The organism is Halomonas sp. RT37 (genome assembly GCF_040070525.1).
GTDB lineage: Bacteria > Pseudomonadota > Gammaproteobacteria > Pseudomonadales > Halomonadaceae > Halomonas > Halomonas litopenaei.
Genome location: NZ_CP098827.1, coordinates 933,186 through 947,030 on the forward strand (window position 1 = coordinate 933,186; position 13,845 = coordinate 947,030).

14 protein-coding genes are annotated in these 13,845 nt (G+C 65.6%); 11 read left to right on the forward strand and 3 right to left on the reverse strand.

Annotated features, from left to right (window positions below):
• Positions 1-136: 136 nt before the first annotated feature.
• The 11 genes from ftsB to lpxL all read left to right on the forward strand — a co-directional run bounded on the left by ftsB (position 137) and on the right by lpxL (position 9,947).
• On the forward strand, positions 137-472 hold the full coding sequence (ftsB, locus tag NFG58_RS04265; protein ID WP_045991030.1) for a cell division protein FtsB: 336 nt from the start codon (positions 137-139) through the stop codon (positions 470-472).
• Entirely contained in the window at positions 469-1,197 is a 729-nt protein-coding gene (gene ispD / locus NFG58_RS04270) for a 2-C-methyl-D-erythritol 4-phosphate cytidylyltransferase (RefSeq protein ID WP_045991031.1), read from the forward strand. The genes ftsB and ispD overlap by 4 nt, the downstream gene beginning before the upstream one ends.
• Positions 1,198-1,211: 14 nt before the next feature.
• Positions 1,212-1,748 (forward strand): 2-C-methyl-D-erythritol 2,4-cyclodiphosphate synthase, encoded by a 537-nt coding sequence (ispF, locus tag NFG58_RS04275; protein WP_045991067.1) that lies wholly within the window; start codon positions 1,212-1,214, stop codon positions 1,746-1,748.
• Positions 1,745-2,920, forward strand: coding sequence for a tRNA pseudouridine(13) synthase TruD (locus NFG58_RS04280; protein WP_071211075.1), 1,176 nt, complete (start codon positions 1,745-1,747; stop codon positions 2,918-2,920). The genes ispF and NFG58_RS04280 overlap by 4 nt, the downstream gene beginning before the upstream one ends.
• Positions 2,917-3,663 (forward strand): 5'/3'-nucleotidase SurE, encoded by a 747-nt coding sequence (surE, locus tag NFG58_RS04285; RefSeq protein WP_045991032.1) that lies wholly within the window; start codon positions 2,917-2,919, stop codon positions 3,661-3,663. The genes NFG58_RS04280 and surE overlap by 4 nt, the downstream gene beginning before the upstream one ends.
• The gene (locus NFG58_RS04290) at positions 3,650-4,315 is read left to right on the forward strand and encodes a protein-L-isoaspartate(D-aspartate) O-methyltransferase (protein WP_045991033.1); all 666 of its coding nucleotides are present in this window, start codon (positions 3,650-3,652) and stop codon (positions 4,313-4,315) included. The genes surE and NFG58_RS04290 overlap by 14 nt, the downstream gene beginning before the upstream one ends.
• Before the next feature lie 35 nt (positions 4,316-4,350).
• Positions 4,351-5,304, forward strand: coding sequence for a DUF368 domain-containing protein (locus NFG58_RS04295; RefSeq protein ID WP_108131381.1), 954 nt, complete (start codon positions 4,351-4,353; stop codon positions 5,302-5,304).
• Positions 5,297-6,457: a peptidoglycan DD-metalloendopeptidase family protein gene (locus tag NFG58_RS04300; protein ID WP_108131382.1), complete on the forward strand. Its 1,161-nt coding sequence runs from the start codon at positions 5,297-5,299 to the stop codon at positions 6,455-6,457. The genes NFG58_RS04295 and NFG58_RS04300 overlap by 8 nt, the downstream gene beginning before the upstream one ends.
• Before the next feature lie 110 nt (positions 6,458-6,567).
• Positions 6,568-7,563, forward strand: a complete 996-nt coding sequence (gene rpoS / locus NFG58_RS04305) for an RNA polymerase sigma factor RpoS (protein ID WP_108131627.1) — start codon at positions 6,568-6,570, stop codon at positions 7,561-7,563.
• A gap of 309 nt (positions 7,564-7,872) precedes the next feature.
• A complete protein-coding gene (gene alr, locus NFG58_RS04310) occupies positions 7,873-8,982 on the forward strand; it encodes an alanine racemase (protein ID WP_108131383.1) in 1,110 nt (369 codons plus the stop codon).
• A 44-nt stretch (positions 8,983-9,026) separates the two neighbouring features.
• A complete protein-coding gene (lpxL, locus tag NFG58_RS04315; RefSeq protein ID WP_108131384.1) occupies positions 9,027-9,947 on the forward strand; it encodes an LpxL/LpxP family Kdo(2)-lipid IV(A) lauroyl/palmitoleoyl acyltransferase in 921 nt (306 codons plus the stop codon).
• 57 nt (positions 9,948-10,004) lie between these two features.
• Here lpxL and NFG58_RS04320 read toward each other — a convergent pair whose 3' ends face one another.
• The 3 genes from NFG58_RS04320 to NFG58_RS04330 form a co-directional block, all read right to left on the reverse strand.
• Complete coding sequence (locus NFG58_RS04320) at positions 10,005-11,357, reverse strand: DUF2254 domain-containing protein (RefSeq protein WP_045991038.1); 1,353 nt, start codon at positions 11,355-11,357, stop codon at positions 10,005-10,007.
• A 205-nt stretch (positions 11,358-11,562) separates the two neighbouring features.
• Complete coding sequence (ettA, locus tag NFG58_RS04325; protein ID WP_045991039.1) at positions 11,563-13,224, reverse strand: energy-dependent translational throttle protein EttA; 1,662 nt, start codon at positions 13,222-13,224, stop codon at positions 11,563-11,565.
• A 271-nt stretch (positions 13,225-13,495) separates the two neighbouring features.
• The gene (locus NFG58_RS04330; protein WP_348827640.1) at positions 13,496-13,714 is read right to left on the reverse strand and encodes a hypothetical protein; all 219 of its coding nucleotides are present in this window, start codon (positions 13,712-13,714) and stop codon (positions 13,496-13,498) included.
• Positions 13,715-13,845 lie beyond the last annotated feature (131 nt).

Below are 13,845 nucleotides of genomic sequence, written 5' to 3' on the forward strand. Positions count from 1 at the left end.
GGGTCGGCCGATTGCGTTGGTGCCTCTGGTCTTGATGCGCTCTCCTGGCCATCGTGACATGGGCCGACCCGCGACTCGCCCCCGACCGGGCGGCGATGGCATACTAGGCGCCGAATCGAATGTCGACGGTACCTGCATGCTCAAGACCTTGGCGATAGTGCTGCTGGCACTGCTCGCCCTGCTTCAGTATCGACTGTGGCTGGGCCAGGGCGGTGTCATGGAAATGAATGAAGTCAGCGGGCGGGTGGCGGCGCTGGAGGCGGAAAACCAGCCCCTGCGCGATCGCAATGCTCGCCTTAGCGCCGAGGTGGTGGACCTCAAGACCGGTCTCGATGCCATCGAGGAACGCGCTCGCAGCGATGTGGGCATGGTGCGCACCGACGAGCAGTTCTTCTGGGTGCCCGGGGTCGAGACCGACGTCGCCCCGGTGGCCCAACCGACACCGGGATCTGCCCAGGGGGCCAGTGAATGAGCCGACTGTGGCTGATCGTGCCGGCGGCGGGCGTCGGCAAGCGGGTCGGCGGGACCTGCCCCAAGCAGTATCTCGAAGTGGCGGGGCGACCGGTGCTGGCGCATACCCTGGCGCGGCTGCATCAGAGCTTTCCCGAGGCGCGGCTGTGCCTGTGCCTGGCGCCCGATGACGACTGGTTCGACCCGGCGCTGGTCCCCTTTACCGACTGGCAGCGGGTGGCCGGCGGCGCCGAGCGCGTGCACAGCGTGGTCAATGCCCTGGCGGCGGTCGCCGCCCAAGGCGCCCCCGATGACCTGGTGCTGGTGCACGACGTGGCGCGCCCCTGTGTCAGCGCCGATGACCTGTCACGGCTCTACAACGCTGCCCTCGCGAGCCCTGACGGGGCGCTGCTGGCCTCGCCGGTGGCGGATACCATCAAGCGTGACGATGGCCAGGGGGCGGTGGCGAACACCGAGGACCGACGGGGTCTGTGGCAGGCCCAGACGCCCCAGGCATTTCGCTTTGCTCTGCTTCAGGAAGCTCTGGCCCGGGCGCTGGCGCCGGACGGCATCGGTGTCGGCCGGATCACCGACGAGGCGTCGGCGGTGGAGGCCCTGGGCCGCGCGCCCCGACTGGTCGCCGGTCGCCGCGACAATATCAAGATCACCCACCCCGAGGACCTGCGCCTGGCCGAGTTGATCCTGGCCGGCGACGCGGTGCTCCGGGATCTGCACGAGAGTTCATGAACATGCTGCTGCCCCTGCGCATAGGCCACGGCTTCGACGTCCATCGCTTCGGCGAGGGTGACCACCTGATGATCGGGGGCGTGCGACTGCCCTTCGATCGGGGGTTCGTGGCGCACTCCGATGGCGACGTTCTGTTGCATGCCATCAGTGATGCGCTGCTGGGCGCCTGCGCCCTCGGTGATATCGGTCACCTGTTTCCGGATACCGACCCTGAGTGGAAGGGCGCCGACAGTCGCGACCTGCTGCGGCGGGTGGTGGCACGGGTGGCGCAGGCCGGCTACCGGGTGGCCAACCTGGACGCCACCCTGATGGCCCAGGCGCCGAAGATGGCACCGCATCTCGGTGCCATGCGCGACGCCCTGGCCGAGGACCTGGGCATCGACAGGGGCGCCATCAACGTCAAGGCCACCACGACAGAGCGTCTCGGCTTCACCGGGCGTGGCGAGGGCATCGCCGCCGAGGCGGTGGTGCTGATGGCGGCCATTGACAATGATGCCACCAGCGCCGCCGGGGACCCTGGCGCCAGTGTCACGAGGGCCGAATCGACATGAGCGATGCCATCGTCTGGCCCCCGGACTGGCCGCGCTATCTGGACGAGCGTTTCGGCGCCCCGATGGCTGGGCGTTACCGGGAAACCCCCGAGGATTTCCAGGTCGAGGAGGACCTTGGGTTCGCTCCTGAGGGCCAGGGCGAGCACCTGTGGCTGTGGATCGCCAAGCGTGACACCACCACCGCCAGGGTCGCCTCGACCCTGGCCCACCAGTGTCAGGTGAGTCGCCGCGACGTCGGTTATGCCGGCATGAAGGACCGCACGGCGGTAACGCGTCAGTGGTTCTCGGTGCATCTTGCGGGGCGTGAGGCGCCGAAAGATCTCGACGCACGACTGGCGGCGGAGGGCTATGTGGTCGAGGCCGCCAGCCGTCATCCGCGCAAGCTCAAGCGTGGGGTCCATCGCGGCAACCGCTTTCGTCTGAAGCTGACCGGCGAGGTGGCTCGGGACCCTGGGCTCGAACAGCGCTTCGAGGCCTTGGTGAGCGACGGGGTGCCCAACTATTTCGGGCCCCAGCGGTTCGGTCACGAGGGGCGCAACCTGAGCAAGGCCTGTGCGGTGCTCGAGCGCGGCTGGCGCAAGCGTGATGACCGCGAGGGCATGCTGTTGTCCGCCGCTCGCAGCTACCTGTTCAACGCCCAGTTGGCCGAGCGTCTGCGCAGGGGCTGCTGGCGAGAGGTGCTGGCCGGCGATGTGATGATGCTGGAAGGTACCCACAGCCTGTTCGACGTGGAAAGCCCCGATGACGCCTTGAAGGCGCGCCTCGAGCAAGGCGACATCCATCCCGCCGGGGTACTCTGGGGGACCGGTGGCAGTCGCGCCCGGGAGCGAGCCGAGGCGCTGGAGCAAGACGTCCTGGCCGAGGCGCCGGCGCTTTGCGCCGGACTCGAGAAGGCCAGGGTCAAGGCGTCCCGACGGGCGTTGAGAGTCATGCCCACCGAGGCCCGTCTATGGCGTCAGGGCGACGCGGTGTGGCTCGAGTTCCGCTTGCCCGCCGGGGCCTTTGCCACCGCCGTGCTGCGTGAGCTGATGGATCACCCCACCTTGAGCTTTCGCAACGCGCCGTCCGTCGACGAGCCTTTAGTGAAGGAGCCTGTGGCCAGGCAGCCTGGGGAAGAGCTGACCGGGGACGCGCAACCAGTGGCCGAGCAACACCAGGGAGATACACCATGAGGAGACTGCTGCTATCCAACGACGACGGCGTCAACGCGCCTGGCTTGAAGGCCTTGCATGACGCCCTCAGCCCCTATGCCAAGCTCAGGGTGGTCGCCCCCGATCGTGATCGCAGCGGTGCCAGCAACTCCCTTACCCTGTCGCGTCCGCTGTCGCTCAGCCCCATGGACAGCGGCTTCTACAGCGTCGACGGTACCCCCGCCGACTGTGTCTATCTTGGCGTCAACGGCGTCTGGGACGAGACGCCGGATCTGGTGATCTCGGGTATCAACCATGGCGGCAACCTGGGCGACGACGTGCTCTACTCGGGCACCGTGGCGGCGGCCATGGAAGGGCGCAATCTGGGCATGACGGCCATCGCCGTGTCACTGGTCGGGCACCGCTACTTCGAGACCGCTGGCCGGGTGGCGGCGAGCCTGGTAGGGGCACTGGAGCAGCTTTCGCTGCCGCCGCGCAGCCTGCTCAATGTCAATGTGCCGGATGTGCCGTGGGAGGAGCTGCGCGGCTTTCGCGTCACTCGCATGGGCTATCGTGGCCCCGCCGAACGCCCCATCGAGACGCGCGATCCCCGTGGACGGTTGCGCTACTGGATCGCCCCGGTGGGGGAAAATGCCGACGATGCGCCGGACACGGACTTCGCCGCGGTGGCGGAGGGTTACGTCTCCATCACCCCGCTGCAGACCGATCTGACCCGACACGCCGCACGCGATGATGTGCAGGACTGGCTTGATGCGCTCACCTGATCTCAGAGGCGTCGGCATGACGTCCCAGCGAACCCGGGACCGCATGGTCAGCCGCATGCGCGAGCAGGGCATTCGCTCGTCTCGCGTGCTCGAGGTGATGGCGCGGGAACCTCGCCATCTGTTCCTTGACGAGGCCCTGGCGCATCGTGCCTACGAAGATACCGCGCTGCCGATCGGCCACGGCCAGACCCTGTCGCAGCCCTGGATCGTCGGACGCATGAGCGAGCTGATCCTCGAGCAGGCGCCCGAGCGAGTGCTGGAGGTGGGGACCGGGTCAGGCTACCAGACGCTGATCCTGGCACGTCTGGTGACGGAACTCTGGTCGGTGGAGAGGATCAATGCTCTGCATCGTATCGCCGCCTCACGCCTGCGCCTGTTGAAGACCTACAACGCGCGCTTGAGGCTGGCCGACGGCGGGCACGGGTGGCCCGAGGCCGCCCCCTTCGACGCCATCCTGCTGACCGCCTGTGCCAGCGAACTGCCCGAACCTCTGCTGTCCCAGCTGGTGGACGGCGGCGTGCTGATCGCGCCGCTGGAAGGGCACGATGGACGCCAGTGGCTGACCCGTGTAAGGCGCGAGGGAGAGCGCTTTGAATTCGAACGGCTGGAGCCGGTACGCTTCGTGCCGTTACTTGAAGGAGTAATTCGTTGAAACATTCGCTAGGCCTCTACCTCCGGGGTGCGGGCATGGGGGCGGCGGATGCCGTCCCGGGAGTCTCCGGGGGCACCATTGCCTTCGTCACCGGCATCTACGAGGAGCTGATCCACACCATCAAGCGCTTCGGTCCCAGTGCCTTCGGGGCGCTGAAACAGGGCGGCGTCAGGGGGCTCGTCGCTCACCTGAACCTGCGCTTCCTGCTTCCGCTGATGGCCGGCATCCTGACCAGCCTGATCACCGTGGCTCACCTGGTGGTGTGGCTGCTGGATAGCCATCCGCTGCTGCTCAACGGCTTCTTCTTTGGCCTGGTGGCGGCGTCGGCGCTGGTGGTCGGCAAGCACCCGGCCGACTGGCGCTGGTGGCACATGCTGCCGCTGGCGCTGGGACTGGTGCTGGCCCAGGCGCTGCCGTCGCTGATGCCGCTGGTCAACGCCCTCGGCAGCCCCTCGCTGGTACTGGTCGTCGGTGGCGCCATCGCCATCAGCGCGATGCTGTTGCCCGGCGTCTCGGGCAGCTTTCTTTTGTTGAGCATGGGCCTCTACGACGTGGTGATGCAGGGGATCCGCGGTTTTGATGTACCGCTGCTGGGGCTGTTTGCCCTGGGGTGCCTGGTTGGCCTTTTCACCTTTTCGCGTCTGCTGTCGTGGCTGCTGCGACGTCATCACACCGCCACCCTGCAGCTGCTGGTCGGCTTCATCGTGGGCTCGCTGCCGATCCTCTGGCCCTGGCGGGAGCTGACGCGCTATCAGCTAGGCAGTGACAATCAAGTCATCCCGCTGGACTATCGTTATCTGGCCCCCTGGGATTATTCTGCGGTGACCGGAGAGGCCGCGCAGCTGGTGGGGGTGACGCTGCTCGCCATCCTCGGCATGCTGGTGGTCCTCATCGTTGCCAGGGTTGGCGCTTCGTCCGCCGCCCGCGAAGACGCCAACGCTAGCCGCTCGACGCGGTCAGCCGACAAGGAGACACCACACGATGCATAAGACTCTCGTCATCTCCAGCCTGGCGCTGGTCCTGGCCGGCTGTGTCAATCAGCAGGGCCCGAGCCAGCCGGTCCAGGTTCAGGACCTGTCGTCGGCCCGTGCCGCCCAGGTGCCTGCGCAGTACACCGTCGAGTCCGGCGATACGCTGTACGGCATCGCCTGGCGCCACGATATGGACTTCCGCGAACTGGCCCGGATCAACAATATCCAGCCTCCCTACCGCATCGACGTCGGCCAGACGCTGAGCCTGTCGGCCAACGGTCAAGCCCCGTCGTCGGGCGCCGGTAGCCAGCAGGTAGCGGGCGCGCAGGCAGGCCAGGGCGGGGCGGTGGCAACGCCCCTCGGCCAGGAAAGTCAGAACGCTCAGCCCTCCTCCGAGGATCTCGAGTGGCTGTTGCCGGACGGCAGCACCGAGACCGTGAGCGCGAGTACCGAGCAGATCAGCGGTACCGCGGCCCAGGGCGCAGCCGCCGTGGCCGGTGTCAGCGCGACCGCTCCGGGACCGGTGTACGACTACGACACCCCCGGCGCCGATGGCAGCCTGAGCAGTCAGGATGAGGCCGAACGCGCCCAGCGCGAAGCCGAGGAATCGGTGGTGGCGGCCGCCGAGGAAGAGGCCAGGGCACAGCAACAGCAGCAGGCCGAGGCTAGCGATTCTGCACAGTCAGAAACCGTGGCCGCCAACGCTTCGCAGGACAGCGGCAGCAGCAGCCAGGCGACGTCTTCCAGTGGCGGCGAAAGCGCTTCAATCGGCGGGTCCCGGACCTATACGCCGGTCGATGAGGTCCCCTGGCAGTGGCCGGCCGACGGCCAGATTGTCAGCCAGTTCGGCGAGAGTTCGAGCATCACCGCCGGCATTGATATCGGCGGTCAAAAGGGGCAACCTGTCAGAGCGGCGGGGCCGGGCAAGGTGGTCTACGCGGGCAGCGGTGTGCGGGGCTACGGCAAGCTCATCCTGCTCAAGCATAACGATGAATACCTGAGTGCCTACGCCCACAACGACAGTCTCAAGGTCAGCGAGAACGATGTCGTCGAGGCAGGCCAGGTCATCGCCACCATGGGCGATTCCGACGCCGAGGACGTACGCCTGCATTTCGAGGTGCGCAAGGACGGTCAGCCGCAGGATCCGACGAAATATCTTCCTTCCCGTTGAGAAACGGCAGTTTCTCCAGGATGAGCGTCACACAATAATAATCTTTGGCGTTGATCGTAGTGGGTGACGACAACGCCGGGTCGCAACCACGGGGTAGCTATACGATGAGCATGCTTGAACGGGATCTTCAGGATGTGAATCTCGAAACGGTAGACGAGGCTGACGAGGACGCCGTCGAGGACGTGACGGACGAGGCCGAAGAGGTCGAGGAAGCCGACGACGAGACTCAGGCGTTCGAGAAGGCGCTGGGTCGCGAGGATCGCTATGCGCGCCAGAGCCTCGACGCCACCCAGATCTACTTGAACGAGATCGGCTTCTCGCCATTGCTGACGCCGGAGGAAGAGGTCTATTTCGGCCGTCTGGCGCGCAAGGGCGACCCCCAGGGGCGGGCACGGATGATCGAGTCCAACCTGCGCCTGGTGGTGAAGATCGCGCGCCGCTACCTCAATCGTGGCCTGACCCTGCTGGACCTGATCGAAGAGGGCAACCTCGGCCTGATTCGTGCGGTGGAGAAGTTCGATCCGGAGCGCGGCTTTCGCTTCTCGACCTACGCCACCTGGTGGATTCGCCAGACCATCGAACGGGCGCTGATGAATCAGACCCGCACGATTCGCCTGCCGATCCACGTGGTCAAGGAACTCAACATCTACCTGCGCGCCGCCCGCGAGCTGACCCAGAAGCTCGATCACGAGGCCACCGCCGAAGAGATCGCCGAACATCTGGACAAGCCCGTCGAGACCGTCAAGAAGATGATGGGGCTCAACGAGCGGGTGTCCTCGGTCGACTACCCCATGGGCGGCGAGAGCGACAAGCCGTTGATCGAGACCCTCACCGACGACAACGAGCAGGGGCCCGAGTCGACGTTGGTCGACGGTGACGTCAAGGCCCACGTCAATCACTGGCTGGCGGAGCTTACCGAGAAACAGTGCGAGGTGGTGGTGCGACGCTTTGGCCTTCGTGGCCACGAGGCCGCCACCCTGGAGCAGGTCGGCGAGGAGATCGGCCTGACCCGCGAGCGGGTGCGCCAGATTCAGGTCGAGGCGCTCAAGAAGCTGCGCCGGATGCTCGACAAGCAGGGCCTGTCGCTGGACGCCATCTTCGAGTAGTCCCGTCAGCCTGGCGTGACCAGGGTACTGTCGGTGGAGGTACCCGCTAGTAGATGATGTCAGTGCATGCTGGAGCGCTTGGATAGAGGCATGTGCTCGACCTTCAAGACTGACCCCGTGAGACGTATCCATAAGCGCCGGGCCAAGCCTGGCGCTTTTTTTAGTGGTTTTGTCTGGTTGCTATCTAAGTATTGGTTTAACTAGCTGTCTCGGAAGAGTTTTATGGACTTATATGCCATGAAATACCCTTTTCTATTGAGCATAATATGGTGACAACACTAGCCTCTGCACACTGACCTCGGAGTCCCCATGTCTCGCCCCCTGATCGCCGATATCGACCTGGATGCCCTGCGCCACAATTACCGGCTTGCCGCGGGCCTGGCCCCTGGCAGCCTCAGCGTCGCGGTGCTCAAGGCGGACGCCTACGGCCATGGCGCCGTCGCCTGCGCGAGGGCCTTGTCCGGCGAGGCGCCGATGTTTGCGGTGGCAGCGATCGAGGAGGCGGTCGCCCTGCGCGAGGCCGGCATCGAGGAGCCCATCGTGCTGCTCGAGGGGATCTTCAGCGCCGATGAGCTGGCCCAGGTGGAGGCGCTTGGCCTGGGCATGGCGATTCACAGCGACTGGCAGCTCGAGGCCGCCCTGGCACGGCGTCCGGCCCGGCCCATCCCGGTGTGGCTGAAGGTGGACTCCGGCATGCATCGGCTGGGCTTCCCGCCCGAGCGGGCCGAAGCGGCCTGGCGGGCACTCGAGGCGGCCCCCGAGTGTGTCTGTGATCTTCACCTGATGAGCCACTTCGCCACCGCCGACAGTACCGATGCTGGCTACTTTCAACGTCAGCGCGAGTGCATTGTGGCGCTGGCCGAGCGTCTCGACGCGCCCACCTGCCTGGCCAACTCGCCAAGTATTCTTGCCCAGCCCTCGGCCCACGGTGCCATCAACCGTCCGGGAGTGATGCTCTACGGGGCCGACCCACTGGAGGTCGCCAACAGCGCAAGCCAGCAGCTTGCACCGGTGATGAGCCTGCGCAGCGAGATCATCGCCGTGCGCGAGCTTTCCGCGGGGGAGCCGGTGGGCTACGGGGGGCGCTTCGTCACCTCTCGGCCCTCGCGTATCGGGGTGGTGGCCTGTGGCTACGGCGACGGCTATGACCGCCACGCGGTGGACGGCACTCCGGTGCTGGTCGACGGCAAGCGCACCCATGTGGCCGGCAAGGTGTCGATGGACATGATGACGGTGGACCTGAGCGAACTACCCGAGGCAGGCATCGGCAGCGAGGTGGTGCTGTGGGGCCGCAGCCGTCACGGTGGCGTTCTGTCGGTGGATGAAGTGGCCCGATTCTGCGACACCATCAGCTATACCCTGTTGACCGGGGTGCTGCCACGGGTGCCCAGGCGGTACAATGGCGCCGTTAGCGACTGACGGCCTGGCTCGTCGGTCGTCCTGATCGACCGACGAGGGATCGCATGTCCAAGGACACAACGACCGCGCCACGTTACTGGACCCAGCCACGCTACTGGCCGACCTACCTTGCCATCACCGCCATGCGCGCCAGTGCCTGGTTGCCGTGGCGCTGCAAGCTGGCGCTGGGCCGATTGATCGGACTGGCTGCCTGGCGTTTCGCCGGGCGTCGCCGTCATATCACCGAGACCAATATTCGCCTTTGCTTTCCCGAGCTCGACCCGGCGGCCCAGGCCCGCCTGGTCAAGCAGAGCTTTCTGGCCAACGGCATCGGCATCTTCGAGACCGCCACCGGCTGGTGCCGGGATCCCGAACATCTGCGCCACCGGGTCACCTTCAAGGGCCAGGAGCATATGGCCAAGGTCCAGGCCGAAGGCAAGGGCGCGCTGATCATCGGCATCCACTTCTCCACCCTGGATCTCGGCGGCGCCCTGCACTCGCTGTTCTTTCCCGCCGACGTGGTCTATCGCCCCCACGACAATCCGGTGTTCGAGCGTTTCATGACCCGTGCCCGCAACGGCATCTTCGGTACCGCCATCGATCGTCATGACCTGCGTGGCGTGGTGCGACGGATCAAGGCCGGTCACCACGTCTGGTACAGTCCGGACCAGGACTTCGGTCGTGACGCCAGCGTGTTTGCGCCCTTCTTCGGGGTCGAGGCGGCGTCGATCAAGCTGACGGCCAAGATCGCCAAGATGACCGGCGCGCCGGTGATGCCGCTGATCTTTCATCGCAATCCCGACAATCGCACCTACAGCCTCGAATACCTGCCCGCCCTGGACAACTTCCCCAGCGGTGACGAGGTCGCCGACGCTGCCCGTATCAACGCGGTGATCGAGGCCGCGATTCGCCGCCATCCCGAGCAGTATCTGTGGATGCACCGGCGCTTCAAGACCCGCCCCAGGGGCGAGGCCAAGATCTACTGATGGACCCGCCTGGCGGGGCTTGCCGGCTTGGCCGTGGGCGCCCCGTCGGTCCAGGCGTCAACCGATCTGCTCGAGGCGCGCCGCCAGGCGTTCTCGCATGGGGGTCAGGTCGAGGCGGTGTGCGCCTCTTTCCAGTCGTTCCACGATAAAGGCCTGATCCATCGGGTCGCTGGCGCCGTCCGCCAGCGCCTGGCCGACCCGCTGAGCCATCCGCTGAATGCTGGGGAGCTGGTGTTCCCCGGCGAACAGTGACTGGGTCTTGAGCGACTTGAGCAAACCCAGCAGGGTGCTCTGGTCCTCGGCGCCGTAGGACAGGATCGGCACGAACAGGCGGTGCAGCAGGCTGTCGTAGCGTTCCACCGGCCAGGTCACACGGCGCTTGCCGTCACCGTCGACCATGGTGTTGGCCGGCTGCCACTTGAGGTAGCGGCACAGCAGATCGGTCATCCGGTGCAGGCACAGCCTGGCGGTGCCGGGGTCGTTGATCCCCGGGGACAGCGCCTTGATCGCCACTTCCATCATCTGGGTCAGTCCGTGGACGAAGTGCTCGTCGATGGATTCACCGTCGAGATAGGTGAGGGTGGAGAGCACCTCGTCGCACCACTCCTCGTTGGGCGTGTCCTCGCATTCCAGGATAGCGATGGGCAGACCTTCCACCACGTAGTCGCCGAAGCGAAACTGCAGATGCAGCACGCCACCGATGCGCTCGGCAAGCTCCGCCAGTCGCTCGAGGTTGGCGTTCTGCACATAGCCCGCCATGCGCGCATGGATCTCGTGACACTGGGCGCTCGGCGGTGCAGCCGAGGGCAGGTAGCGCCAATGGTCATCGGTTTCCTTGTCGTGCAGACGCTGCATGCTGGCCAGGGTGGTGTCATGGAGCCCGGAGATCACGGCGTCGATCTGGATCGACTGGGAGGCGTTGTGGATGAAATAGACGAACAGCGCCAGGCAGTGCAGCACCATGGCACAGGCCAGATAGATGGCGAGCGAACGCCAGGCGGCTTCGCCGTCGTCGACCTCCGGCACGATCAATAGAATCAGGATGAACAGGATGGTGCCCAGGTAGTGGCCGAGCACCCACTGATTGGCGCGCTCCGATACCAGCCCGAATACCAGCTTGTGGGAAAAGTTGCCGCCGGCCTGGGACAGCACCGACATCACCATGGAAAAGCTGAACACCATCAGCGAGATCATGCCGCCGAGCATCGCCGCCAGCAGTGACTGGGCGCTGCCCGGGGCGGTGAGACTGAGCTTCTGGATCACCTCCGGCAGCGAGGTGTCGCTGATCGGTGGGGCCAGCGCCAGCAGGCCGAGCAGACCGTAGACCAGGGCTGCCAGGGTCGGCAGGTAGGCGATGCTGGTATAAAAGGCGCGAATCAACCGCACCGGATGGAAGGTCAGCGATGACATGGCAGGGACCCTGTCAGGTAGCGGTGGATGGGATAGGTCGATGTCGACGACAAGATGCGTCGCATGTGGCTCTTATCGCTTCAAGCGTGCTGTCATGCAAGTACGCCGGTAAACGCTGGCGGCAGCGGAAAGACTGGAACTGCACAAACGACGACGCCACCGGCGTGGGCCGGTGGCGTCGTTGCAGTGCGCAGTGCTTGTCGTATCAGGCGTCGATACGCTTGTACTTCATCCGATGCGGCGTGTCGTCACCGACGCGCTTCTTGTGGTCGGCTTCGTACTCGGTGTAGTTGCCGGCGAAGAACTCGACGTGGGACTCGCCTTCGAAGGCCAGGATATGGGTCGCGATGCGGTCCAGGAACCAGCGATCGTGGGAGATCACCATGGCGCAGCCGGGGAAGGCCAGCAGAGCCTCTTCCAGCGCACGCAGGGTCTCGATATCCAGGTCGTTGGACGGCTCGTCGAGCAGCAGCACGTTGGCGCCCTGCTTCAGGGTCTGGGCCAGCTGCAGGCGGCCGCGCTCACCACCGGAGAGGTCCCTGAGGAACTTCTGCTGGTCATTGCCCTTGAAGTTGAAACGCCCGACGTAGGCCCGTGAGGAGACCTCGTAGCCGTTGATGTTGAGGATGTCCTGTCCATCGGACACCGCTTCCCACACCGTCTGCTTGTCGTCGAGGGCGTCGCGCATCTGCTCGACGTAGGCGATGTCCACTGTCTCGCCGAGCACCACTTCGCCGGCGTCCGGCTTCTCGCTGCCCTGGATCAGCTTGAACAGGGTGGACTTGCCGGCACCGTTGCCGCCGACGATACCGACGATGGCACCCTGGGGGATGGTGAAGCTCAGGTCCTCGTAGAGCAGCTTGTCGTCGAAGCGCTTGGACACCCCGTGGAATTCGATGACCTTGTCGCCCAGACGCGGACCCGGCGGAATGTAGATCTCGTTGGTCTCGTTGCGCTTCTGGAAGTCGCCGGACTGCATCTCCTCGAAGCGGTTGAGGCGCGCCTTGCTCTTGGCCTGACGGCCCTTGGCGTTGGAGCGAACCCACTCGAGCTCGTGCTTGATCGCCTTCTGACGCGAGGCCTCGGCCTTGGCTTCCTGCTCCAGGCGCTTCTCCTTGGCTTCCAGCCACTGGGAGTAGTTGCCTTCGAAGGGGATGCCCTGGCCGCGGTCGAGCTCGAGGATCCAGCCGGCCACGTTGTCGAGGAAGTAGCGGTCGTGGGTGATGGCCACCACGGTACCGGAATAGTCGTGGAGGAAGCGCTCGAGCCAGGCCACGGACTCGGCGTCCAGGTGGTTGGTCGGCTCGTCCAGCAGCAGCATGTCCGGGTTGGACAGCAGCAGGCGGCACAGCGCCACGCGGCGACGTTCGCCACCGGACAGGTGGCCGACATTGGCCTCCCAGGGCGGTAGCCGCAGCGCCTCGGCGGCGACTTCCAGCTTGCGCTCCAGGTTATGGGCGTCGGCGGCCTCGATCAGGTTCTCGAGCTTGGCCTGTTCGGCGGCCAGCGCGTCGAAGTCGGCGTCCGGTTCGGCGTAGGCCGCATAGACGGCGTCCAGCTTGGCCTGGGCTTCCTTGATCTCGCCCAGTGCCTCCTCGACGGTCTCGCGCACGTTCTTGGTGTCGTCGAGCTCGGGCTCCTGGGGCAGGTAGCCCACGTTGAGGCCCGGCATCGGCCGTGCCTCGCCTTCGATCTCGGTGTCCACGCCGGCCATGATCCGCAGAAGGGTGGACTTGCCGGCGCCGTTGAGACCGAGCACGCCGATCTTGGCCCCGGGGAAGAAGGACAGGGAGATGTCCTTGAGGATCTGCTTCTTGGGGGGCACGACCTTGCCCACCCGGTTCATGGTGTAGACGTATTGCGCCATGGGAACTCGCTAGTGTTGGGGAAACGATCACCACCGGCGCTGACGGACGCCCTGGGCGTCGACAGCATAGCCAGACGTGGACGATGCCGCGTTTCCACTGGGGTTCGCGGAAAAAAAGCTGGTCACAGATGATAGAGCCGGAGGCGCACAAACGCCAGCCATGTGGCGAGATCGAGGGTCGCCTCACACAAGGTGAGGGGATTCGCCAGGCGAGAGCGAAGGGCGGGGGCGATGCACCGACCGCCCCGGGAAAGACAGGTGGCGCTGGGTGCTATTCCTCTTCTTCTTCTTCCTCTTCCTCGTCATAGCCCCAGTCGTCATCGATGGCCTGGCGCAGGCGACGTTCCTCGAGCAGGGCTTCCACTCGTCGGCGGGCGCGCAGGGTGTCAGCACGGTTGGAAGGACGACTGCGGGAATAGTCCTCGTCGTTGACCGCCTCCTGATCAGAGAGGTCGAGGTAGGCATCATCGAGAAGGGAATCACGGCTCATGTGAAATCTCCCATGGCCAGAGCGCCGAAGCGCGTCTTGTCACACCATGCTTCCGACGGCGGGAAGCGCCAACAGAATCCGAGGACTCTGTTGGCTATATAAGCGGGAATCGAGAAAAGTGCAAGAGGGAG